The 22,943-nt window shown below is 71.3% G+C and carries 16 protein-coding genes; 6 read left to right on the forward strand and 10 right to left on the reverse strand.

Features of this window, described 5'->3' with window-relative positions; genetic code table 11:
- Positions 1–168: 168 nt before the first annotated feature.
- The gene (locus ACGF4C_RS37860; protein ID WP_393572965.1) at positions 169–792 is read right to left on the reverse strand and encodes a TetR/AcrR family transcriptional regulator; all 624 of its coding nucleotides are present in this window, start codon (positions 790–792) and stop codon (positions 169–171) included.
- 137 nt (positions 793–929) lie between these two features.
- On the opposite strand from ACGF4C_RS37860, the gene ACGF4C_RS37865 reads away from it, so the two are divergent.
- Both ACGF4C_RS37865 and ACGF4C_RS37870 read left to right on the forward strand, forming a co-directional pair.
- Entirely contained in the window at positions 930–1,865 is a 936-nt protein-coding gene (locus ACGF4C_RS37865) for an ABC transporter permease (RefSeq protein ID WP_393572967.1), read from the forward strand.
- Complete coding sequence (locus ACGF4C_RS37870) at positions 1,858–2,673, forward strand: ABC transporter ATP-binding protein (RefSeq protein WP_393572969.1); 816 nt, start codon at positions 1,858–1,860, stop codon at positions 2,671–2,673. Before ACGF4C_RS37865 ends, ACGF4C_RS37870 begins: the two co-directional genes overlap by 8 nt.
- An 81-nt stretch (positions 2,674–2,754) precedes the next feature.
- Here the strand turns inward: ACGF4C_RS37870 and ACGF4C_RS37875 are convergent, their stop codons facing one another.
- From ACGF4C_RS37875 to ACGF4C_RS37885, 3 genes are all read right to left on the reverse strand, one after another.
- Positions 2,755–7,713, reverse strand: coding sequence for an NAD-glutamate dehydrogenase (locus ACGF4C_RS37875; protein WP_393572971.1), 4,959 nt, complete (start codon positions 7,711–7,713; stop codon positions 2,755–2,757).
- Positions 7,714–8,171: 458 nt separating this feature from the next.
- Positions 8,172–8,843: an HAD family hydrolase gene (locus ACGF4C_RS37880; RefSeq protein WP_201807643.1), complete on the reverse strand. Its 672-nt coding sequence runs from the start codon at positions 8,841–8,843 to the stop codon at positions 8,172–8,174.
- A 148-nt stretch (positions 8,844–8,991) separates the two neighbouring features.
- Complete coding sequence (locus tag ACGF4C_RS37885) at positions 8,992–9,498, reverse strand: DUF6912 family protein (protein ID WP_393572973.1); 507 nt, start codon at positions 9,496–9,498, stop codon at positions 8,992–8,994.
- Positions 9,499–9,789: 291 nt separating this feature from the next.
- Between ACGF4C_RS37885 and ACGF4C_RS37890 the strand changes: the two genes are divergently transcribed.
- A complete protein-coding gene (locus ACGF4C_RS37890; RefSeq protein ID WP_393572975.1) occupies positions 9,790–10,509 on the forward strand; it encodes an Rv3235 family protein in 720 nt (239 codons plus the stop codon).
- Between the two features lie 104 nt (positions 10,510–10,613).
- Here the strand turns inward: ACGF4C_RS37890 and secA are convergent, their stop codons facing one another.
- Entirely contained in the window at positions 10,614–13,433 is a 2,820-nt protein-coding gene (gene secA / locus ACGF4C_RS37895; RefSeq protein WP_393572977.1) for a preprotein translocase subunit SecA, read from the reverse strand.
- A gap of 250 nt (positions 13,434–13,683) precedes the next feature.
- On the opposite strand from secA, the gene ACGF4C_RS37900 reads away from it, so the two are divergent.
- The gene (locus tag ACGF4C_RS37900) at positions 13,684–14,352 is read left to right on the forward strand and encodes a GNAT family N-acetyltransferase (protein ID WP_393572979.1); all 669 of its coding nucleotides are present in this window, start codon (positions 13,684–13,686) and stop codon (positions 14,350–14,352) included.
- Positions 14,353–14,426: 74 nt separating this feature from the next.
- Positions 14,427–15,653, forward strand: coding sequence for a winged helix-turn-helix domain-containing protein (locus ACGF4C_RS37905; protein WP_393572981.1), 1,227 nt, complete (start codon positions 14,427–14,429; stop codon positions 15,651–15,653).
- A 35-nt stretch (positions 15,654–15,688) separates the two neighbouring features.
- Here ACGF4C_RS37905 and ACGF4C_RS37910 read toward each other — a convergent pair whose 3' ends face one another.
- The 3 genes from ACGF4C_RS37910 to ACGF4C_RS37920 all read right to left on the reverse strand — a co-directional run bounded on the left by ACGF4C_RS37910 (position 15,689) and on the right by ACGF4C_RS37920 (position 18,649).
- A complete protein-coding gene (locus tag ACGF4C_RS37910; RefSeq protein ID WP_261951141.1) occupies positions 15,689–16,447 on the reverse strand; it encodes a response regulator transcription factor in 759 nt (252 codons plus the stop codon).
- Positions 16,448–16,681: 234 nt separating this feature from the next.
- Positions 16,682–17,368: a ribosome hibernation-promoting factor, HPF/YfiA family gene (gene hpf / locus ACGF4C_RS37915; RefSeq protein WP_030416868.1), complete on the reverse strand. Its 687-nt coding sequence runs from the start codon at positions 17,366–17,368 to the stop codon at positions 16,682–16,684.
- Positions 17,369–17,704: 336 nt separating this feature from the next.
- Entirely contained in the window at positions 17,705–18,649 is a 945-nt protein-coding gene (locus tag ACGF4C_RS37920; RefSeq protein ID WP_393572984.1) for a ComF family protein, read from the reverse strand.
- Positions 18,650–18,779: 130 nt separating this feature from the next.
- Between ACGF4C_RS37920 and ACGF4C_RS37925 the strand changes: the two genes are divergently transcribed.
- Complete coding sequence (locus ACGF4C_RS37925) at positions 18,780–18,905, forward strand: hypothetical protein (protein WP_393572986.1); 126 nt, start codon at positions 18,780–18,782, stop codon at positions 18,903–18,905.
- 17 nt (positions 18,906–18,922) lie between these two features.
- Here ACGF4C_RS37925 and ACGF4C_RS37930 read toward each other — a convergent pair whose 3' ends face one another.
- Complete coding sequence (locus ACGF4C_RS37930) at positions 18,923–20,842, reverse strand: LpqB family beta-propeller domain-containing protein (protein WP_393572988.1); 1,920 nt, start codon at positions 20,840–20,842, stop codon at positions 18,923–18,925.
- A complete protein-coding gene (gene mtrB / locus ACGF4C_RS37935; RefSeq protein ID WP_393573001.1) occupies positions 20,832–22,856 on the reverse strand; it encodes an MtrAB system histidine kinase MtrB in 2,025 nt (674 codons plus the stop codon). Before mtrB ends, ACGF4C_RS37930 begins: the two co-directional genes overlap by 11 nt.
- Positions 22,857–22,943: the final 87 nt, after the last annotated feature.

The raw sequence follows: 22,943 nt of genomic DNA on the forward strand, positions 1-22,943 counted from the left end.
GCCTGCATCTGGCACAACTGGGCCACTGGCGCCAAGATCAAACGATCCCTGATCGCCTTCGACCACTGAGAACATCGGACTCATTCATCTAGGGGATCGGCCCCGCCCTCGCCCCCATCCCAAGAGGCTCCCCCGCCCCGCCCCGCCTCCCCCGGCGCCCGGCTCCGGTCACTCCGCCCCGAGGGCCGCCGCCACCGAGTCCGCCAGGGCGTCGAGGTAGCCCTTGGGCAGTTCGTCGCGTACGACCAGCAGCCGCCAGTACAGCGGGCCGGTCAGCAGGTCCAGCGCGAGGCGGGTGTCCACGTCCTGCGGCAGCTCGCCGCGGGTCACCGCACTGGCCACCACCGCGGCCGCCACGCCCTCCTGGCTGTCGTGCAGCGCCGCCTGCAGCGCGGTGGCCAGCTCCGGGCTGCGTGCCGCCTCCGCCAGCAGGTCAGGGATGATCTGCGACGCCATCGGGTGCCGCAGCGCCCGGGCCGCGACCTCCAGCAGCATCCGGACGTCCCCGCGCAGCGACCCGGTGTCGGGGGTCGGCAGGCCCGCGGCGGCCACCGCGGAGACCACGTCCAGGACGAGATGCAGCTTGGAGCGCCACCGCCGGTAGACGGCGGTCTTCCCGACGCCCGCGCGGCGGGCGATGCCCTCGATCGACATCCGGGCGAAGCCCACCGCCGCCAGCTCCGCGAAGACCGCCGCGCGGATCGCCTCGGTCTTGTCCTCGCGCAGTACCGCGGCGCCCGCCGGGGCGCGGCGGCCCGCCGCGGGGTCGTTCCCGTTGCCGTCTTTTGCCATGGCTTGAGCCTAGCGTCACGACGCTACGGTTGCGTTTCGACGCGAGCTCCCTTTAATGTCGGCGTCGCGACGATACGGACCCGTTCCGTCGTCGCCCTCCGTTCTGCGGCCCCCGTACGCAAGCGAAAGCGGCCCCCATGCCCCAGACCCTCACTCCCCCGGCCCCGGCCCCCGCCCGGGCGCCCGGCCCCGGCACCGCCCCGGACCCCGAGCTGCGCGCGCTGGCCGAACGCCACGGCCTCACGGTGAGCGGCGCCCGTCCCTCGCTGCCCGAGTACATCCGCCAGCTGTGGCAGCGCCGGTACTTCGTCACCTCGTTCGCCACCGCCCGGGTCACCGCGCAGTACACCACCGCCAAGCTCGGCCAGATCTGGCAAGTACTGACCCCGCTGCTCAACGCGGCCGTCTACTACTTGATCTTCGGTGTGCTGCTCGGCACGAAGAACAACGTCCCCGACTACATCCCGTTCCTGGTGACCGGCGTCTTCATCTTCACCTTCCTCCAGAACTCGGTGATGACCGGCACCCGGGCGATCTCCGGCAACCTCGGTCTGGTGCGCGCCCTGCACTTCCCGCGGGCCTGCCTGCCGATCTCGTTCTGCCTGGCGCAGCTACAGCAACTGCTGTACTCCATGGCCGTGCTGGTCGTCATCCTGCTGTGCTTCGGGCAGATGCCCACCTGGTCGTGGCTGCTGATCGTGCCGGCCCTGACGCTGCAGTTCATCTTCAACACCGGCCTGGCGATGGTCATGGCGCGCCTCGGCTCCCGGACCCCGGACCTGGCGCAGCTGATGCCGTTCATCATGCGGACCTGGATGTACGCGTCCGGCGTGATGTTCAGCATCAGCCGGATCCTGGTGGGCAAGCACCTCCCGCAGTTCGTGGTGGTCCTGCTCAACGGCAACCCGGCCGCGGTCTACATCGACCTGATGCGCTTCGCGCTGATCGACAGCTTCACCCACAAGCAACTGCCGCCGCACGTCTGGGCGTTCGCCGGCGGCTGGGCCCTGCTCGCCGGTGTCGCCGGCTTTGTGTACTTCTGGAAGGCCGAGGAGCGTTACGGACGTGGCTGAAGTCGTGACCGAGCAGAAGAACGGCCTCCGGCCGACCGAGGCGGCCGAGGCGCGGATCCCGACGGTGATCGCGGACGATCTGCACATCGTCTACCGCGTGTACGGCACGGGCGCCGGCAAGGGCAGCGCCACCGCGGCCCTGAACCGCATCGTCCGCCGCAAGCCCTCCACCGGTGTGCGCGAGGTCCACGCGGTCAAGGGCGTGTCCTTCACCGCCTACCGCGGCGAGTCCATCGGCCTGATCGGCTCCAACGGCTCGGGCAAGTCCACCCTGCTCAAGGCGGTCGCCGGCCTGCTGCCGGCCGAGCGGGGCAAGGTCTACACCCACGGCCAGCCCTCCCTGCTGGGCGTCAACGCGGCCCTGATGAACGACCTGACCGGCGAGAAGAACGTCGTCCTCGGCGGTCTGGCCATGGGCATGAGCCGCGAGCAGATCCGTGAGCGCTACGACGGGATCGTCGACTTCTCCGGCATCAACGAGAAGGGCGACTTCATCTCGCTGCCGATGCGCACCTACTCCTCCGGCATGGCCGCGCGGCTGCGGTTCTCCATCGCCGCGGCCAAGGACCACGACGTGCTGATGATCGACGAGGCGCTGGCCACCGGCGACCGGGCCTTCCAGAAGCGCTCCGAGGCCCGGATCCGCGAGCTGCGCAAGGAGGCCGGCACGGTCTTCCTGGTCAGCCACAACAACAAGTCCATCCGCGACACCTGCGACCGCGTGCTGTGGCTGGAACGCGGCGAACTGCTGATGGACGGTCCCACCGACGAGGTCATCAAGGCCTACGAGAAGGAGACCGGCAGGTAGCCCGCGCGGCGCCGCAACGGGAACGGCCCCGGAGCCTTGTGCTCCGGGGCCGTCGCCGTGCGCACCGTCCTGCCGGGCGGCTCAGCTGTGCGTACGCAGCAGGGTGCGCATGGTCCGCATGGCGACGGAGAGGTTGGCCAGGTCGAAGCCCTCCGAGCCGTGGATCTCCTCCAGCGTCGCCCGGGCACGGCTCAGGATCGCCGCGTTGGCCTGCTCCCACGCCTTGAACCGCTGCTCCGGCGTCGAGGAGCCGTTGCCCACCGACAGCACGTCCGCGGTCAGCGCCGCGTGCGCCGCGAAGAGGTCCTCGCGGATCGAGGCGCGGGCCATCGACTGCCAGCGGTCGTTGCGCGGCAGCTCCAGGATCCGGTCGAGGAGCTGGTTGATCCGCAGCCGGTCCCCCAGGTCGTAGTAGACCTCGGCGACCTCCAGCGGCTCCTTGCCGATCCGGTCGGCGACCGCGACGATGTCCAGCGCCGGGAAGACCGACGAGAAGCCGGACACCTGCACGGCCAGCTGCTCGGGCACGCCCGCGCCGGTCAGCTCCTCCAGGATCGTCTCGAACCACTCCAGGTCGCTGCCCTGGAGCAGCTTCGGCAGCTGCGTCCAGACCTCCCCGACCCGCTCGGAGAAGAAGTCGATGGTCTCCGACAGCGCCAGCGGCTGCGGGCGGTTGTTGAGCAGCCAGCGGGTGCCGCGCTCGACCAGCCGGCGGGAGTGCAGCCGGATCCGGGTCTGGACGTCGGCCGCGACGACATTGTCGAGCGCCTCGACGTCGTCCCAGACCTGGTTGAGCCGGAAGATCGCGCGGGCCGCGGTGTGCGCCCTGACGACCTCTTCGAGGGAGGCGCCGGTCTCCTCCCGCATCCGGTGCAGGAAGCTCGTACCGCCGGTGTTGACGGTGTCGTTGACCAGCACCGTCGTGACGATCTCGCGGCTCAGCGCGTGCCCGTCGACCTGCTCGGGGAACCGCTCGTACAGCGCCGAGGGGAAGTAGGCGTGCAGCAGCCGCTGGAGGTACGGGTCGTCCGGCAGCCCGGTCTTGATCAGCGCGTCGGCGACGGTGATCTTGGTGTAGGCCAGCAGCACCGCGGTCTCGGGCTGGGTCAGGCCGCGGCCGGCGGTCAGCCGCTCGCGGATCTGCCGGTCGGTGGGCAGGAACTCCAGCGCCCGGTCGAGGTGGCCGTCCCGCACCAGGCGGCGCATGAACCGCTGCTGGGCGTGGAGCATGCTCGACGACTGGGCGATGGCCAGGGCCAGGGCGGTGTTCTGCGCGTAGTTGTTGCGCAGCACCAGCGCGCCGACCTCGTCGGTCATCTCGGCCAGCAGCTTGTTGCGCTGCTTGACCGTCATGTCGCCCTCGGTGACGACGGCGTTGAGCAGGATCTTGATGTTGACCTCGTGGTCGGAGGTGTCCACACCGGCGCTGTTGTCGATCGCGTCGTTGTTGATCTTCCCGCCGGCCGTGGCGAACTCGATCCGGCCCAGCTGGGTCAGACCCAGGTTGCCGCCCTCGCCCACGACCTTGACCCGCAGGTCCTCGCCGTTGACGCGGATCGCGTCGTTGGACTTGTCGCCCACATCGGCGTGCGACTCCACCGAGGACTTCACGTAGGTGCCGATGCCGCCGTTCCACAGCAGGTCGACCGGCGCCTTGAGGATGGCCCGCATCAGATCGGCGGGGGTCATCTTCTTCACGCCGGCCTCGATGCCGAGGGCGGCCCGCACCTGCGCGTTGATCGGGATGGACTTGGCCGAGCGCGGGTGGATGCCGCCGCCCTGCGAGAGCAGCTCGGTGTTGTAGTCCGCCCAGGACGAGCGGGGCAGCTCGAAGAGCCGGCGGCGCTCGGCGTACGAGGTGGCCGCATCCGGGTTGGGGTCGAGGAAGATGTGCCGGTGGTCGAAGGCGGCGACCAGCCGGATGTGCTCGCTGAGCAGCATGCCGTTGCCGAAGACGTCACCGGACATGTCGCCGACGCCGACGACGGTGAAGTCCTCGGTCTGGGTGTTCACGCCCAGCTCGCGGAAGTGCCGCTTGACCGACTCCCAGGCGCCGCGGGCGGTGATGCCCATGCCCTTGTGGTCGTAGCCGGCGCTGCCGCCGGAGGCGAAGGCGTCCCCGAGCCAGAAGCCGTAGGACTCGGCGACCTCGTTGGCGATGTCGGAGAAGGTCGCGGTGCCCTTGTCGGCGGCGACGACCAGGTACGTGTCGTCCTCGTCGTGCCGGACCACGTCCTTGGGGTGGACGACCTCGCCGCCGACCAGGTTGTCGGTGATGTCCAGCAGGCCGGAGATGAAGGTCCGGTAGCTGGCGATGCCCTCGGCCAGCCAGGCGTCCCGGTCCTGCGCCGGGTCCGGCAGCTGCTTGCCGACGAAGCCGCCCTTCGCGCCGACCGGCACGATGACGGTGTTCTTGACCATCTGCGCCTTGACCAGGCCGAGGATCTCCGTACGGAAGTCCTCCCGGCGGTCCGACCAGCGCAGACCACCGCGCGCGACCTTGCCGAAGCGGAGGTGGACGCCCTCGACTCGGGGGGAGTACACCCAGATCTCGTACGCCGGGCGGGGCGCCGGCAGGTCGGGGATGGCCTGCGGGTCCAGCTTCATCGACAGGTAGCCGTGCGGCTCGCCGTGGCGGTTCTTCTGGTAGTGGTTCGTGCGCAGGGTCGCCTTGATGACGGTCAGGAAGGCCCGCAGGATGCGGTCCTCGTCCAGGGACGCGACCTGGTCCAGGGCGCCGTCCAGCTCCTCCAGCAGCCCGTCGGTCAGCTCCCGGCCGGCGCTCTGCCGCTCCGGGGACATCCGCGCCTCGAACAGCGAGACCAGCAGCCGGGTGGTGTGGACGTTGTTGGCGAGGGTGTCCTCCATGTACGTCTGGCTGAACGTGGAGCCCGCCTGCCGCAGGTACTTGGCGTAGGCCCGCAGCACCATGGCCTGGCGCCAGTTGAGGCCGGCCCGGAGCACCAGCTTGTTGAAGTTGTCGCTCTCGGCGGCGCCGGTCCACACCGCGGTGAAGGCGTCCTGGAAGCGCTCGCGGGCGTCGTCGCCCTTGATGTGCTCCGGCATCCGCAGGCCGAAGTCGTAGATCCAGGCGCGGCTGCCGTCGGCCAGGCGCAGCTCGTGCGGGCGCTCGTCGACGACCTCGACGCCCAGGCGGTTCAGACCGGGCAGCACCCGCGACAGCGAGACCTGCTCGCCCCTGCGGTAGATCTTGAAGCGGCGCTCGCCGGGGCCGGCGCCGACCGGCTCGTAGAGGCTGACGGAGAAGTCCTCGCCGGGCTCCTCGGTGAGCTTCTCCAGGTGGGTCAGGTCGGCGACCGCGCTGCGCGGGCTGTTGTCGGCCTTGTAGCCCTCGGGGAAGGCGTGGCTGTAGCGGCGCTGCAGCTCGGCGGCGCGCTCCTCGCCGACCTCGGCGGTCAGGGCCTCACCGAACCCGTCGGACCAGGAGCGGGCGGCCTCCACCAGACGGTTCTCGATGCGGTCCGCGTCGGCGTCGGTGAGGTCGGGGAGGGTGGAGCCGGCCGGGACGCGGATGACGAAGTGCAGCCGGGACAGCACGGACTCGGTGTTCCAGGCCGTGAAGTCGACGCTGGTGCCGCCCAGTTCCTCCTTGAGGATCTCGATCAGGCGCAGCCGGACGGCGGTGGTGTAGCGGTCGCGCGGGAGGTAGACCAGCGCGGAGTAGTAGCGGCCGTACTCGTCCTGGCGCAGGAAGAGCCGCAGCCGGCGCCGCTCCTGGAGGTACAGCACGCTGGTGGCGATGGACCGCAGCTCGTCGACGGGCGTCTGGAACAGCTCGTCGCGGGGGTAGGTCTCCAGGATCTGCAGCAGGTCGCGGCCGTCGTGGCTGTCCGGGCTGAAGCCCGCGCCGTCCAGGACCTCGGCGACCTTGCGGCGGATGACCGGCACCCGGCGCACCGATTCGGTGTACGCGGCCGAGGAGAACAGGCCCAGGAAGCGCCGCTCACCGATGACGTTGCCCTGCTCGTCGAACTTCTTGACGCCGACGTAGTCGAGGTAGGACGGGCGGTGGACGGTGGCGCGGCTGTTGGCCTTGGTCAGGATCAGCAGCTTGTGCTCGCGGGCCTTGGCGCGGGCGTCCGCGGGCAGCCGGTTGAAGGACGGCGAGACCGGGTGGCCGGCGTCGCTCTCGCGGTGCGGCGGGTCGGCGCGCAGGATGCCCAGGCCGGTGCCGGGCACCGCGGTCAGCACGTCCTCCTGGGTGCCGCCCTCACCGGGCGCGGAGCCCAGCTCGTACTCGCGGTAGCCGAGGAAGGTGAAGTGGTCGTCGGACAGCCAGCGCAGCAGCTCCTGGGCCTCTTCCACCTCCAGTTCGCGCAGGTCGTCGGCGAGCGGCTCGGTGGGCAGCTGGTCGGCGATGCGCAGCGCGCCGGCGCGCATCTTCTCCCAGTCCTCGACGGCCTCGCGGACGTCGGACAGCACCCGCAGCAGATCGGCGGTGATCTGCGTCAGGTCCTCGCGGTCGGTCTCCCGGTCGATCTCGACGTGGATCCAGGACTCGGTCACCGCGTCGTGCGGCAGCTCGGCGGCCTTGGCCTTGCCGTTGCCGTGGGCGTCGCCGTTGGTGTCGAGGAGCTCGATGAGCTCGCCGGCGACGTCGCGGCGGACGGTGACCTGCGGGTGGATGACGACGTGGATGCCGCGGCCCTGCCGGGAGAGCTCGTTGGTGACCGAGTCGACCAGGAACGGCATGTCGTCGGTGACGACCTCGACGACGGAGTGGCTGCAGGTCCAGCCGTTCTCCTCGACGGTCGGGGTGTGCACCCGGACGTTGGCGGTGCCCTGGGGGCGCGTCTGCGCAAGGCGGTAGTGCGAGAGCGCGGCGCCGAAGACGTCGACCGGGTCGCGGTCGATCAGGTCCTCGGGGGCGGTGTGCAGGTAGTACCGCTGGAGGTATCCCGCGAGGGTGTCCGGGTCGATCCCCCGTACCGGGTGCTTGCCCCCGGCCGGGCTGCTCTCAACGACCCGGGCGGCCCTGGCGAGCAGCTCGTTCTTGGCTTCGTCCAGCTTGGTCTGCATGTCCTCTGGCTCCTGTCGCGCGCCGTTGCGTGACGTTGTGGAAGAACTGTGTGGAAGCCGCACAACGCCGTGACGCGGGGTGTCCTGTCACTGCCGGCGATGTACCGCGATGAGGGGAGGCCGTGCCGTTGTCGACATTCTCGGACGAAGTCGGCAGCAAGTGTCGGCCGCAACGACCAGCGACCGCCCGGTCACGGAAGTGTCCCGGGCGCACGGCAGGGGCCTCGATGCCCCCGCGGGTTATCGCGCTGATCACGGTGCAAGGCTATCGCTCCCGGTACGGGTGCCGTCATGGGCCGTGGGAGTACAAAACCTCTGCCCGAACTTGGCCCTTCTGGACAACGTACTGCCGGGCCGGAGCATGCGTGGCCGAAAAGCGACCTGCCGGGCGGTGTCTGGTGCCGGACCACGCAGCCCCGGCACCGGAACCCCGGCATCGGCGTCCCCGGGGGGTGCCCCTACGCCACCATGGCGCCCGCAAGCTCCACGGCCTCGGCGAGGGTGTCGACGACCGGGACTCCCGGCACCGCGGCGGTCTCCAGGCTGGCGCGGCTGTGCGAGCCGCCCGTGTAGAGCACCGCCGAGGCGCCCGCCTCCCGCGCGGCCACCGCATCGTCCACCGCGTCACCGATCACGACCGTACGGCCCGGGTCCACCTCCGTGAGCGCCGCCAGGTGGCGCACCATCTGCGCCGCCTTGGTGCCGCCGGACGGCCCGGTCCGTCCCTCGACCAGCACGAACCGCGACTCGATCCCGAAGCCCCGGACCAGGGGTATCAGCTCCTCGTGCCCGAACATGCTGAGGATCGACTGACTGCCGCCGGCCGTCTGCCACGCCTCCAGCAGCAGGTCCACGCCCTCCGCGAGCCCGCACGCCAGCCGGTGCTCGGCGTAGTGCCGGTGGAACGTCTCGTCCATCACCAGCCACTCGGCCTCCGTCGGCAGTCGCCCCATCAGCCGCTCGTAGAAGCGCGGCACGGGGACGCAGTACAGCTCGCGATACAACTCCAGCGTGATCGGCTCCAGACCGATCTCGGCGAAGGCGGAGTTGGTCGCCCCGATGACGGCGTCGATGTCGTGGAACAGCGTGCCGTTCCAGTCCCAGACGATGTGTGTCGCGTACTTCCCCATGCTTTCCCCAGGTCGCTTCCTGTGCCCGGACCTCTCGTGCGGTCCGTGCGCCTCCCCTGAAGAAAAAGTACCCGGGCCCACTGACAACGCGCCCCGGACCCCCGTGACGGCCGGCGCCGGGCCGGCCCGCCCCCGCCGCGATCCGGCCTCAGGCGATCAGCTCGGAGATCTCCTGCACCCCGAACCACATCAGGTCATGGTCCTCTGCGCCGTCCACCGTGAACTGCGCGTCGTCGTCGCCCTGGTCCGCCGCACCCAGCGCCGCCGCGGCCGCCGCGACGTCCGTCTCGGCGTCCGTGGCGTCGACGTGCACGGCAGCGGCCTTCGACAGCGGCACCGGCCCCGGGACCCGCACCTCGCCGAGGCCCGACGGGTCGAGCCCGCGGTCCGGGTCCGGCACCGCGGCGCCGTCCGGCACGTCCACGGCCACCACGACCCGTCGCCGCGGGGCCTGCGGGTCACCGGCGAGCTGACGCAGCGACGCCTGGGCCGCGCGGTTCAGCGCCGCGTACTCCAGCTCCTCGATGTCGTCCGAGACGTACCACTCGCGCAGCGCCGGCGTGACGGCGAACGCGGCCAGCGGGCCGGGGCCCAGCTCACCGCTCTTGTGCGCCTCTGCGAGACCGGAAAGGGTCAGGGGGACATAGACGCGCATGGCAGCCGCTTCCGCTCGTTTCGCTCGGTGTGGGGGACTGTCCCGCCAGCATACGGGCGGGAGTCCCCCATCGTGCCGCCCGCCCGGCCGCTCCCGGGCCCCGCCCGGCCCCCTCCGGGAGCGGCCCACAAAGGCTCTGTGCCGGGCCCGCGCCACGGAAGAGTGAATCCCGCACCCCCGCCCCGGGCCGGTTCCCGCGCCTTGCCGCCGCTCCGCCCCCGCCGATACGAAGATCCCCACCGAAAAGCTACCGCCCAGTAATCCGGGCGGGGGAGAGCGAAGGGGGACCACATGACCAGGAACGACGCGATGACCGGGAACGCCCCGATGACCAGGGAGGCCCCGATGACCGGGGACGACATCCTGCCCGGGGCCGGGAGCAGGAGCACGACCGATGGGAACGGCGCGACGGGCGACGCACCCCCGCCACCACCGGGCATCGCACCGGCCGGCGGTCGGGACGGCGGGCCGGCCGTCCCCCGCCCCCGTCGGTCGAACCCCGCGGGCCGCGGCCCCCTCGGCCCGGCCGGCAGCGGCCCCGGTTCGCGCGGCCGCCGCCCCGGCACGACGCGCCGCGGCCCCGTCCCCGCCGGCCGCGGGCCGGCCCGTACCGTCCCGCTTCCCACCGTCGGGGCCCAGCGCCGGGCACAGGAGAGCCGGCCGCACCTCTGGTTCGCCCACCAACTGGTGCTCACCCTCAGCGGCCAGCGGCCCGTCCACGCCCTGCTGGGGCATGCGCTGCCCGCCGCCTACGACCGGCTGGCCGAGCTCGCCCCGCAGGCGCCGCTGCGGCCCGTCCTGGGGTCCGGGCGGCGCGGGCCCGTGCCGACGGTGAGCGAGTGCGGGCTGTGCCGGCCACGGCGCGGGGTCATCGAGGCGTTCGCCCGGATCACCACCGGCGAACGGCTGCGCGCCCTGGCCTTCCGGCTGGAGCTGGGCGCCGACTCCCGCTGGCGCTGCGCCGCCCTCGACATCGGCCCCGCCCCCGCCCTCCCGGGCCCGGTGTCATGACCCGGCCGTCCGCAGACGAAAGCGCCCCGGCCGGTCTCCGGCCGAGGCGCCCCGCACGGTCCGGGCCGGGCGTGCTCCGCCCGGCCCCGGTCACCGTCCCGTACTCACTTCTTGCGGCGTCGGCCGCCGCTCTTCTGGGCCTTGCGCCGCTCCGCGCGGGTCAGCCCGTCCGCCTCGGAACGGGCCGGCCCACCCGGCTCCTCGTCGCTGATGAAGTCGCCCTCGATGACGCTGCCGTCGCCGTCCACCTTGGGAGCGGTGAAGTGCAGCCGGTCCGGGCGCTGCGGCGCCTCCAGGCCCTTGGCGTGGATCTCCGGACGCCCCGCACCGGCGGGCACCGCCTCCTGCGCGGGCAGCTCCGCGGCCTCCTCCACCGGGACCTCCTCGACCTGCTGCTCGACCTGGACCTCCAGGTTGAACAGGTAGCCGACGGATTCCTCCTTGATGCCCTCCATCATGGCGGTGAACATGTCGAAGCCCTCGCGCTGGTACTCGACCAGCGGGTCCTTCTGGGCCATCGCCCGCAGGCCGATGCCCTCCTGGAGGTAGTCCATCTCGTAGAGGTGCTCACGCCACTTGCGGTCCAGGACCGACAGCACGACCCGGCGCTCCAGCTCGCGCATGATCTCCGAGCCGAGCTGCTCCTCACGGGCGGCGTACTGCTCGTGGATGTCGTCCTTGACGGCGTCGGCGATGAACTCGGCGGTCAGGCCCGCGCGGTCGCCGGCCTCCTCCTCCAGCTCCTCGACGGTCACCTTCACCGGGTAGAGCTGCTTGAACGCGCCCCACAGACGGTCCAGGTCCCACTCCTCCGCGAAGCCCTCGACGGTCTCCGCCTGGATGTAGGCGTCGATGGTGTCGTCCATGAAGTGCTTGATCTGGTCCTGCAGGTCCTCGCCCTCCAGGACGCGGCGGCGCTCGCCGTAGATGACCTCGCGCTGGCGGTTGAGCACCTCGTCGTACTTCAGGACGTTCTTGCGGGTCTCGAAGTTCTGCTGCTCGACCTGCGACTGGGCCGAGGCGATCGCCCGGGTCACCATCTTGTTCTCGATCGGGACGTCGTCGGGGACGTTGGCCATCGCCATGACCCGCTCGACCATCTGGGCCTTGAACAGCCGCATCAGGTCGTCACCGAGGGAGAGGTAGAACCGCGACTCGCCCGGGTCGCCCTGACGGCCGGAGCGGCCGCGCAGCTGGTTGTCGATCCGGCGCGACTCGTGCCGCTCGGTGCCGAGCACGTACAGCCCGCCGAGCTCCTTGACCTCCTCGAACTCCGCCTTGACCGCGGCCTCGGCGCGCTCCAGGGCGGCGGGCAGCGCGGCCGCCCACTCCTCGACGTGCTCGACCGGGTCGAGCCCCATCTGGCGCAGCTCCGCCTCGGCGAGGGTGTCGGGGTTGCCGCCGAGCTTGATGTCCGTACCGCGGCCGGCCATGTTGGTGGCGACCGTGACGGCGCCCTTGCGGCCGGCCTGGGCGACGATCGACGCCTCCCGGTCGTGCTGCTTGGCGTTGAGGACCTCGTGCGGCACACCGCGCTTGTTGAGCTGCTGGGAGAGGTACTCGGACTTCTCCACGGACGTCGTGCCGACCAGGATCGGCTGGCCCTTGCCGTGCTTCTCGACGATGTCCTCGACGACCGCGTCGAACTTCGCGGGCTCGGTGCGGTAGATCAGGTCCGCCTGGTCCTTGCGGATCATCGGCCGGTTCGTCGGGATCGGGACGACGCCGAGCTTGTAGATCTGGTGGAACTCGGCGGCCTCGGTCATGGCCGTACCGGTCATGCCGGAGAGCTTGTCGTAGAGGCGGAAGAAGTTCTGCAGGGTGATCGTGGCGAGCGTCTGGTTCTCGTCCTTGATCTCCACGCCTTCCTTCGCCTCGATGGCCTGGTGCATGCCCTCGTTGTAGCGGCGGCCGGCGAGGATACGGCCGGTGTGCTCGTCGACGATCATGACTTCGCCGTCGATGACGACGTAGTCCTTGTCGTTCTTGAAGAGCTCCTTGGCCTTGATGGCGTTGTTGAGGTAACCGACGAGCGGGGTGTTGACCGACTCGTAGAGGTTGTCGATGCCCAGCCAGTCCTCGACCTTGCTGACGCCGGACTCGTGGATGCCGACGGTCCGCTTCTTCTCGTCGACGTCGTAGTCGCCGGTCTCCTCGACGCCGCGCTGCGGGTTGGCCGCCTCGCCGCGCTTGAGGCGCTGCACCAACTTGGCGAAGTCGCCGTACCACTTGGTGGCCGAGTCCGCCGGGCCGGAGATGATCAGCGGCGTACGGGCCTCGTCGACGAGGATCGAGTCGACCTCGTCGACGATCGCGAAGTTGTGGCCGCGCTGGACGAGTTCGTCCTGCGACCAGGCCATGTTGTCGCGGAGGTAGTCGAAGCCGAACTCGTTGTTCGTGCCGTAGGTGATGTCGCAGCTGTACTGCTCGCGGCGCTGGGCCGGCGTCATGTCGGCGAGGATGCAACCGACCCTCAGGCCCAGGAACTTGTGGACCCGGCCCATCATCTCGGAGTCACGCTCGGCCAGGTAGTCGTTGACCGTGATCAGGTGGACGCCCTTGCCGGACAGCGCGTTCAGATACGCCGGGAGGGTACCGACCAGGGTCTTGCCCTCACCGGTCTTCATCTCGGCGACGTATCCCAGGTGAAGGGCCGCGCCGCCCATCAGCTGGACGTCGTAGTGCCGCTGGCCGAGGACGCGCTTGGCGGCCTCACGGACCGTGGCGAACGCCTCGGGGAGCAGGTCGTCCAGGCTCTCGCCGTCGGCGTACCGCTCCTTGTACTCGTCCGTGAGCGCCCGCAGCTCGGCGTCGGAGAGGGCCGCGAAGTCCTCCTCGATGGAGTTGACCTGGCCCGCGATGCGGTGCAGTTTGCGCAGGATCTTTCCTTCGCCTGCACGCATGATCTTCGTCAAGACGGACACTTGGGCTGGTCTCCTTGCCGGTCGGGCCTGCACGGTCGAGTGCGCGGGCGCGGCATTTTTCCAAGGGGGCAGGCCCCGCCGCAACGGCCATCGTAAGGGAGGACGCCGCCGGGCCGGGAGGTCCGCCGCAGCGAACCCCGCCTTCCCCTCCTCACGTGAACGCACGAGCCCCGGAGAAGGTGCCGGGCAGGTGCCTCGAATCACGCGAAAACCGCTCGCGACGCCTTCCGCGAACTTGCAGACTCAGATCATGAAGCCCGTCACCCTCACGACCGAGCGTCTGGTGCTGCGCCCCTTCGAGCCGTCGGACGCGCCCGCGGTGTACGCCGCCTGCCAGGATCCCGACATCCCGCGCTGGACGGCCGTGCCTTCACCCTACGGCCTCCGGGACGCGGAGCAGTTCGTCGGGACGGCCGTCCCCGAGGGCTGGCGGGACGACACCGCCTACACCTTCGCCGTGGTCTCCCGGGCCGACGGCTCCTTGATCGGCTCGATGGGCCTGGTCCGCCTCACCCAGTTGCGCGCCCCCGAGCGCCAGGCCGAGCTGGGCTACTGGACCGCCAAGGAACACCGCGGCCGCGGCTACACCGTCGAGGCCGCCCGCGCGGTGCTGCGCTGGGCCTTCGGTGAGCTGGGCGTGGAGCGCATGGAGTGGCTCGCGGAGGCCGGCAACGAGGGCTCCCGCGCCGTCGCCCGCAAACTGGGCTTCCACATGGAGGGCACGCTCCGCGCCAAGCTGGTGCACGAGGGCACCCGCCGGGACGTATGGATCGGCTCCCTGCTCCCCTACGACCTGGCCGGGGACACGGACGACCTGGCCGGAAACACGGACACGGCCGACGGGACCAAGGCCGCGGGCACCGCCGAGCAAGGCCGTCCCACGGCGGGCACGACGCCGTACCTGCCCTGCCCGCGCTGAGCGATCCGCCGCAGCTCCGCAGGTCACAGGCCTCGACCGGGCGTTGTCAGTGCCCGCCCCTACGCTGTGCGAACATGACCGCCGCCACGCAGCCACCGCAGCAGCCGAAGCCCGTGACCGCCCTCTCCCGCGACGACGCCCGCCGCCTGGCGCTGCGGGCGCAGGGCCTCCTGGGCGCCCCGGACCGCCGGGCGGGCGTCCGCGGTGTGCTGCGCCATCTGGGCGCGGTGCAGCTCGACACGATCTCCGTGCTGGCCCGCTCGCACGAGCTCGTGCCGTACGCCCGCCTCGGCGCGGTCGGCCGCCCCGCCGTCGAGGCCGCCTACTGGAGCAGCGCCGACGGGGGCACACCCGCGGCGCGCCCCCACAGCTTCGAATACTGGTCGCACGCCGCCTGCATCCTGCCCATCGAGGAGTGGCCGCACTTCGCCTTCCGCCGCCGCGCCCGGCGCGCCAAGGGCCACCGCTGGCACGTCATGAAGGACTCCGAGCGGTCCTGCGCCGGCGTCCTGGCCCGGCTGGCGGCCGACGGCCCGCTGACCACGTCCGAGCTGGGCGGCGGCCGCAACGGCGGGGAGTGGTGGGACTGGTCCGAGACCAAGATCGCGGTCGAGTGGCTGCTGGACACCGGCGACGTGGTCTGCACCGAGCGGCGGGCCTGGAAGCGCGTCTACGACCTCGCCGAGCGCGCCGTCCCCACCGAGCTGCTGCACGACGACCTCGACGACGCCGAATGCCTCCGCCGCCTGGTCGCCCAGGCCGGTACGGCACTGGGCGTGGCCACCCGCGCCGATCTGGCGGACTACCACCGGCTGAAGGGCGAGCAGGTCGACGCGGTGATCGCCGACTCCGGGCTGGTCCCGGTGGAGGTCGAAGGCTGGGCCAAGCCCGCCTGGGCCGATCCCGCCGCCCTCGCCACCGCACCGCGCGGCCGGCACCGTACGACCCTGCTCTCCCCGTTCGACTCCCTGATCTGGGACCGGCCGCGCACGGAGCGGATCTTCGGCTTCACCCACCGCCTGGAGGCGTACGTCCCCCGCCCGCAGCGCATACACGGCTATTTCGCGATGCCCCTGCTGGCCGGCGGACAGCTGGTCGGCCGCGTCGACCCGGCCCGCGAGGGCACCACCCTCGTCGCCCGCCAGGTCTCCATGCGCGACCGCAAGGCCGTCGCCCCCATGGCCCGGGCCCTGCGGGAGGCCGCGACCTGGGTCGGCTGCGACTCCGTACGCGTCGACCGATGCGACGACCCCCAGCTGGCCGCCGCCCTGCGCACCGAGCTCACCCGCGGGGGCGCGTAGCGGGGGCGCGTAAGGCTCGCGGTCGGCGGAACCGGTCAGCGGATCTCGAGGATCTTCTCCCGCATCGCGTAGACCACCGCCTCCATCCGGGAGTGCAGCTGCAGCTTCTCCAGGATGTTGCGGACGTGGTTCTTCACGGTGTTCTCGGAAATGAAGAGTTCCTTGGCGATGTCGCGGTTGTTCATGCCCGTGGCAACCAGCTTGAGGACCTCCAGCTCACGGTCGGTGAGCCGGGGCGCGGGCACCAGCCGGCGCTCGTCCGTCCGCTGGATCATCGACTTGAACTCCGTCAGGAGCTTCGACGCCATCGACGGGCTGATCTGCGACTGGCCGTCCGCGACGGCGCGGATCGCGGTCGCCACCTCGTCGGTGGAGATCTCCTTGAGGAGGTAACCGGTGGCGCCGGCCTTGATCGCGTCGTAGAGATCGGCCTCTTCGTCGCTGATCGTGAGCATGATGATCTTCGCGCTGGGGGCCACCTCCTTGATGGAGGTGCACGCCTCGATACCGCCGCGCTTGGGCATCCGTACGTCCATCAGCACGATGTCCGGCAGCAGATCTGCGGCCTTGTCGACCGCCTCCGCGCCGTCCCCCGCCTCGCCGACGACCTGGATGTCCTCTTCCTGGGCCAGCACGATCTCCAGACCCCGCCGGAAGAGCGCATGATCGTCCACCACCAGGACCCTGATCGGCTCCTTGCGCGGCACGCTCACGGACCGGCCGGCGCCGTCGTCGCCCCCGACTCCGCTGTCGTCGTCCGCGTCCCCGCGCACGGGCCCGAAACTTTCCCCCATGGATCCTCCCCGTCAACTACTCGGCCGGAAGGCCAGAGCTTGGAAATAAGGCTGGTTGACAACAGCCCCCTGCGGCCAGCCCGATCAACGCCATACGACCGTCTCCCCGGCATGTCGCCGTTTGGTGCCCACATACTGCCTGGCTGGCACAAACACTATACGGCTTCAACTCCTGCTATCTCCGGGCACGATGGTGCCCCCGGGCGTACGCCGGGGGCACCGAGCGAGTGGGGTTCAGCCGCCCAGCGCGCCGCCTGCGCCGCCGGGCTCCTCCTCCCCGAACGAATCGGGGTTCAAGTGGATGACGCCATAGTCGTATGCGTGCCGCCGGTAGACGACACTCGGCAGCTTGGTGTCGGCGTCGACGAAGAGATAGAAGTCGTGTCCGACCAATTCCATCTCGTTGAGCGCCTGGTCGAGCGACATCGGTGCGGCCGAGTGGGTCTTCTCGCGGACGATCAGGGGTCCTTCGCCCTGGACGTCGATCGATCCCATCCTCGTGGTCGGCACCGACTCTTCGGCTTCGGTGGCGAGTTCACCGTTGGTGTTCAGGCTCGCGACGCCGGGGACGCTGACGGCGACCTCACTCGCCGGAATGCGCCCGTTGCCGCGGCGTGAGAAGCGCTTGTCGTGCTGCTTGCGCAGGCGCGCCTCCAGCTTTGCGGTTGCCAGGTCCAGCGCGGCGTAGGGATCGGCTGCGGCCGCCTCGGCCCGGACCACCGGGCCACGGGAGCGAAGCGTGATCTCCACTCGGTCGGAACGGTCGGCCTGCCGCGGGTTGTGCTCCTTGGACACCTCGACGTCCAGGCTGATCACCTTGGCGTCGAGCTTCTGGACTTTCTCCAGCTTCAGCTTCTCGGCCACGTGCTTACGGAACCGCTCGGGCACCTCGGTCTTGCGGCCCTTGACGACGATGTCCACGCAGAACTCCGTTCCCGGATCGCACCGCTCAGCAAGCGGGGCGATTCCTTCTTGCACCAGGCTCCGGTGGGTGCCGAAGCCTCGGACTTGGCACTTTCACCTCCTCCTCCCCACACGGCACGATCTCCACTCCCCCATTTTTTCAGGGTCGCCGCCGGCGCCCCTGAACGCACCATCGCGACATCCGAGGCAAAACGTCCGCCAAGTCCTCACAACCGAACATAGCTCTCCTGGGCTGTTGTCGGCACCCCCTCGCAGCCCTCGGCTCCGTTTGAGTGATTTTTTCTCCTCGACTACTTGCCGGTTGAAGTTCCTACTTGCGAGTTGCAGAAGTTCCTACTTGCGAGCTGAATCCGTCCGGTGGTCGGCCGTACCCGGCCGGGGCCCGGCGCTGCCGTTACGGCCGACAGGGGCACCGTCACACCTACGGGCCGTGCCGTAACCACTGCCGGCTGCGCTGCCGCCTATGCCGGGACCGCCGCCGACTGCACTGCCGCCCGTGCCGTGACCGCCGCCGACTGCGCTGCCGCCCGTGCCGTAACCGCTGCCGGCCGTGGCGGGGCCGTCGGCTCGGGGACTGCGGCCGGCCGTGGCGGGGCCTCCGGTACGGGGACCGCGGCCGGTGTCGAAGCTGTTGCCGGGACGCCCGAAGCTGCCGGTGGGCGCCGCCACCACCGCCGCGCCGATCACCTGGCCACCTGCCGCCGTGACCGCCCGGGCCGCCTCGGCCAGCGTGGCCCCTGTCGTGACCAGGTCGTCCACCAGCACCACTGGCCGCCCGCTCAGCAGCCGCTCGGCCCCACGCCGCACCCCCAGTGCCCCGGCCAGATTCGCCAGCCGCTCCGGGGCACTCAGCCCCGCCTGGTCAGCCACGGGGCGGAGCTGGTGGAGGGCGGGGAGGACGTGGGCTGCTGGGGGTGGGGCGCCTGGCCGCTCGGGTGGGGGCCCCACCCCCTCCCCCACCCCCGTCCCCGCCGGCGCAGCAGCAGCAGCCGCCCCCGGCCGGCGCAGCTCGCGGGCTGCCGCCAGGGCGATCCGGCGCACCGGATCATGGCCTCGGCCCGCCACGGCCCTGCGGGCCGACGGCACCGGCACCAGCAGCAGCGGCTCGCCCCCGCGCCACGGCCCCCGCACCGCCCCGGCCAGTACCCGCCCCAGCGGCCCGGCCAGCCGCAGGGCACCGCGCTCCTTGTGCGCGAGCAGCACCGCCCGCACCTCGTCTTCGTACGGCGCGCCCGCCCACACCCCGGGCAGCCCCGGTGGCACCGGACGCGGACGCACCCGCCGTGCCCCTCGGCCGTCCCTTCCCAGCGCCCGACGGCACCGCCCGCACAGCTCCGTACGCGGTCGGCCACACCCCGCACAGGCGACCGGCAACACCAGGCCGGCCAGTTCGCGCCACACCCCCTGCATGGATCCACTGTCCCGCGGTCCACCGACGATCACCACCCCTGTGGACAACTCCGCGAGCCGGCCGCCGGCCGCAGCTGATCAGCACGAACGCCGCTGGTCACCGGCGGTCACCGACGACGGGTGACGCGCCCGCGCCCACCGTCACCCGGGATAAACCGGTGCCGTCCCGTCCTTCGCGACGGTCTTCCAGTTCGCGTCGGGAGGCAGCCGCACGATGCCCTCCGTGGCGTCGGCGATCAGCGGCCGGGTCTCGTCCTCCGAGGCCGCCACCGCCTTCACGCCGTTGACCCCGGGCAGCGTCTGCGCGTCGGAGGCCGAACCGTCGGTCTCCATGAACTGCATCTGCTGCACCCCGCCGGACTCCCGGCCGACGACCACCAGCCGGCTGCCGCCCGCCCAGGACGCGGCCACCACGTCCTCCAACTGCGGCGCGATCGGCCGCAGTTCCTGCACCGACAGCACGGGATGCGCCGAGCTGCCGCCGCGTTCGACCCGGCCGAGCTGCAGCGTGGTGCGTCCCTTGTCCTCGACGAGCATCGCGATCCGGATGCCGTCCGCGGCCACCTTGATCGCCTTGATCCGCCGTCCGCCGAGGCCGGGCACGGCCACCCGCTCCGGGTCGCCCTTGCCCTCTCGCATCCGCAGCAGCCGGGATCCGTGCGCATCGCGGTCGGCGACCCACAGGTCCCCCAGCCCGTCCCAGCTCGGCGCGGTCAGCCCCTCGTCGGGGTTCTTGGCCGAACCGGTGCTCGTCATCAGTGGCGCGCCACGCTCGATGCCGTCCTCCAGGGCGGCCACGTACAGGTACCGGCCGTCGCCCGACACCCCCGCCGCGGTGTTCTCAGCGCGCGAGATGGCCACCGAGCGCAGCGGGGTCCTGCCGGTGCCGAACGGACCGCGCACCGGCGTCGGTTCGGTCGCCGAGTCCGACATGGCGACCACCTTGTGGCCGGCGTCGATGAAGTACTCCTTGGCGGAGCTCCCGGTCAACGGCGCCGGCGCGAAGTCGCGTTCGGCCTGGTCCTGGGAGAGCGTGCACAGCGAGTTGCCGTTGTTGTCCTGGAGTTCGACCTCGCTGATCTTCGAAGCGCGCGTCATGTCCTGGACCGTGAAGAAGAGCTGAGCCGCCATCCGCCTGCACTGGGATGCGTCGGTGCTGACCGCCTCCTTGCTGAGCTTGACCCGCAGGCCGTTGGAGTCGTCCAGCGCCAGGTCGTGCGCGGCGAGCCGGGTGCCGGGCGGGAACGCCGAGGTCGTCACCTCGTTCAGCCAGTCGGTGGGCCCCGACAGCAGCGCCTGCACACTGGCCGTGATCGGCTTTATCCGCTGGCGCAGGTAGACCGGGTCGGCGACGAGCACGTCCCGGCTGGCCTTCGGTTCCTCCGACTCCGACTCGTAGGAGGCGAAGTAGTACTTGTTGACGGAGCGGTAGATGCGCTGGAAGTCGGACAGCCCGAGCACCACTCCGTCCGGCAGCCGGTCGATCCGCCACTGGCCCCCCTCCTTGATGAGGTGGATCGTCTGGCGGTACGGCCGCTCCTCGGGGGTGTACGCGTGGTTGTCGTCCACCGTCGCCACCTGGCTGCCCGACAACGTGACCGAGTAGCCGTTCGCGTCCTCGCGGTTGGGCTGCACCTTCGGTTCGGGTTTCGGCCGTTCCTGGAGCACCTTGGTGACCTGGAACGGCCGCCACGTGCGCCGCGCCGACTTGGCCAGGTACTGCGTTGCCGTGCGGAAGTCCGCCTCGTCGCTGGTCGTCGCGTCGAGGAAGCTGCGCACGATGTTGGTGGGCTGGGCGCCGTCCTGCGGGGGCACGCCGTAGACCCGGACCTGCGAGTCGCCTTCGGAACGCGGCGACTGGTCGACCGCCGTGACGTCGCCGCTGTCCGGCATGGACGCACAGCCGGCCAGCAGCACCGTCGCGCACCCGAGCAGCGCCAGCTTCCGCGCCGTCCTGCTCGGCCTACGGGCCTGCTGACGGGTGGGCTTCGCGGGGCGCTGACGGGTGCGCTTCCGGGACGTGGGCCCCACCCCGCGCTCGTTTCCGCGCTCAGTGTCCACGCCGTCCGCCTTCCCGTTCCCCACCCCGTCCGGTGTCCTGCTCGGCCCCGCCCCGGGGGACCGTTTCGTCGATGTGCGCGCCCTCGTCGTGCGCCGCCCGTTCGCTCCGTGCGCCTCCGCTCTGCGGCACCACGCGGGTCCCGTCCCCGGGCAGCGCCGTGGGATCGGCGGCCGGCCGGGACGCCGACGACGCGGGGGCGAACGATGCCGTGCCGCCGGGCTGCGTGGCGCGCGCCTGGACGGGGATCGTGGAGGACTTCTGGCCGGCCGCGGCGCCTGTCTGTCCGGCGCCGGCCCGGCCGGCGAGGTTGCGCCGGGAGTCCTCCGGCTCCAGGGGGATCGGGGACCCGCGCAGCGGCTCACCGGCCGTCCGGGGCAGCGTCAGCCGGAACTGGGAACCGCCGCCCGGCTCGCCCCACGCCTGCAGCCAGCCGCCGTGCAGCCGGGCGTCCTCGACGGCGATGGACAGGCCGAGCCCGGTGCCGCCCGTGGTGCGGGCCCGGGCCGGGTCGGCGCGCCAGAAGCGGTTGAAGACGCGGGTGGCCTCGCCGGGCTTGAGACCGACGCCGTAGTCGCGCACCGCGACGGCCACCGCCCCGCCGCTGCGGCTGCCCGCGGACGCCAGCCGTACGACGACGTCGCGGCCCTCGCCGTGTTCGACGGCGTTGACGACGAGATTGCGCAGCACCCGTTCCACCCGGCGGGGGTCGGCCTCGGCGATCACCGGCTGCTCGGCGCCGCGCACCACGATGCGGGAGCCCTTGCGCTCGGCGAGCGGTTCGGCACCCTCGATGACGCGGTGCACCACATCGCGCAGGTCTATCGGCTCGGCCTCCAGTGCGGCCGCGCCGGCGTCGAACCGGCTGATCTCCAGCAGCTCGGCGAGCAGCGACTCGAAGCGGTCGAGCTGACCCCACAGCAGCTCGGCGGAGCGTGCCGTGGCGGGGTCGAACTCGTCGCGTGCGTCGTGGATGACGTCGGCCGCCATCCGCACCGTCGTCAGCGGCGTCCGCAGCTCGTGCGAGACGTCGGAGACGAAGCGGCGCTGCATCCGGGACAGCTCCTCCAGCTGCTGGATCTTGACCTGGAGGTTCTGCGCCATCTTGTTGAAGGACTCGCCGAGCCGGGCGATGTCGTCCTCGCCGGTGACCTTCATCCGCTCCTGGAGGAGGCCGGCGGCCAGCCGCTCGGAGATGCCCGCGGCCATCCGTACGGGCGTGACGACCTGCCGCACCACCAGCCATGCGATCGCGCCGAGCAGGATCACCACGAAGACGCCGGCCGTCGCGAGCGTGCCCGTCACCAGCTTGAGCGACTCCTCTTCCTGGCTGAACGGGAAGAGGTAGTAGAGCTGGTACTGGTTGCTGTTGACGTCATTGAGCCGCTTGCCGATGATCAGCGCCGGCACGCCGTCGTCCGACCCGATGCGCTTGATCTGGGTGTACTGGCGGAACGTGCCCGACTTGGTGTCCAGCTTCCGCCGCAGCTCGGCCGGTACGCTCCGCTCCGGATCGACGTCACCGGAGGCGCGCGGCCCGCGGGTGCCGGGGCTGGAGTCGCCGAACGGCTCGTCGGAGTCGGAACTGAGCGCCACTACGGAGAAGACGCCCTGGCCGCCGCTGGCGAGCTGTTCGACCAGGCCGGTGAGCCAGGTCGCGGAGTCCTGGGTGCCACGGTTGCCGGTACGGGCGGTGTCGTCGGTACGGGTGTCGTCGGCGCCGTCGGCCATCTTCTGGGCAACGCTGAAGCCGCCCACGGCCTGGCTCTGCGCGGCCTGCGCCTTGGCCGTGAGCAGGCCGTTACGGACCTGGCCGACGACCACGACGCCGAGCAGCAGCACGACGGCGAGGGACATGAGCAGGGTGGTCGCCACGACGCGCAGCTGGATGTTGCGGCGCCACAGTCGCAGGGCGGGCAGCAGCGGCCGCCGCACCCAGCGACTGAAGAGCCGCAGCAACGGGTGGACCGGGCCGCTCACCGCGCCGTCGGGCAGCAGCTGGCCACCGCGCAGCAACCGAGCAACCAATCTTCCCGAAAAGGACATATCACCCGTCGCGCCGACGGTGCGCCCCCGCTTTCCCTCCGGGGCCGAACCGTCCCG

This window comes from Streptomyces sp. NPDC048197 (assembly GCF_043202395.1).
In the GTDB taxonomy this organism is placed as follows: Bacteria; Actinomycetota; Actinomycetes; order Streptomycetales; family Streptomycetaceae; genus Streptomyces; species Streptomyces siderophoricus.

What these genes read in the sequence shown, in the direction of transcription:
- ACGF4C_RS37865 (WP_393572967.1), top strand. Translation starts at nt 930, where the DNA reads ATGCCCCAGACCCTCACTCCCCCGGCCCCGGCCCCCGCCCGGGCGCCC.
- ACGF4C_RS37885 (WP_393572973.1), bottom strand. Translation starts at nt 9,498, where the DNA reads ATGCGCGTCTATGTCCCCCTGACCCTTTCCGGTCTCGCAGAGGCGCAC.
- ACGF4C_RS37905 (WP_393572981.1), top strand. Translation starts at nt 14,427, where the DNA reads ATGACCGCCGCCACGCAGCCACCGCAGCAGCCGAAGCCCGTGACCGCC.
- ACGF4C_RS37880 (WP_201807643.1), bottom strand. Translation starts at nt 8,843, where the DNA reads ATGGGGAAGTACGCGACACACATCGTCTGGGACTGGAACGGCACGCTG.
- ACGF4C_RS37910 (WP_261951141.1), bottom strand. Translation starts at nt 16,447, where the DNA reads ATGGGGGAAAGTTTCGGGCCCGTGCGCGGGGACGCGGACGACGACAGC.
- ACGF4C_RS37925 (WP_393572986.1), top strand. Translation starts at nt 18,780, where the DNA reads ATGGATCCACTGTCCCGCGGTCCACCGACGATCACCACCCCTGTGGAC.
- ACGF4C_RS37890 (WP_393572975.1), top strand. Translation starts at nt 9,790, where the DNA reads ATGACCAGGAACGACGCGATGACCGGGAACGCCCCGATGACCAGGGAG.
- ACGF4C_RS37900 (WP_393572979.1), top strand. Translation starts at nt 13,684, where the DNA reads ATGAAGCCCGTCACCCTCACGACCGAGCGTCTGGTGCTGCGCCCCTTC.
- ACGF4C_RS37875 (WP_393572971.1), bottom strand. Translation starts at nt 7,713, where the DNA reads ATGCAGACCAAGCTGGACGAAGCCAAGAACGAGCTGCTCGCCAGGGCC.
- ACGF4C_RS37860 (WP_393572965.1), bottom strand. Translation starts at nt 792, where the DNA reads ATGGCAAAAGACGGCAACGGGAACGACCCCGCGGCGGGCCGCCGCGCC.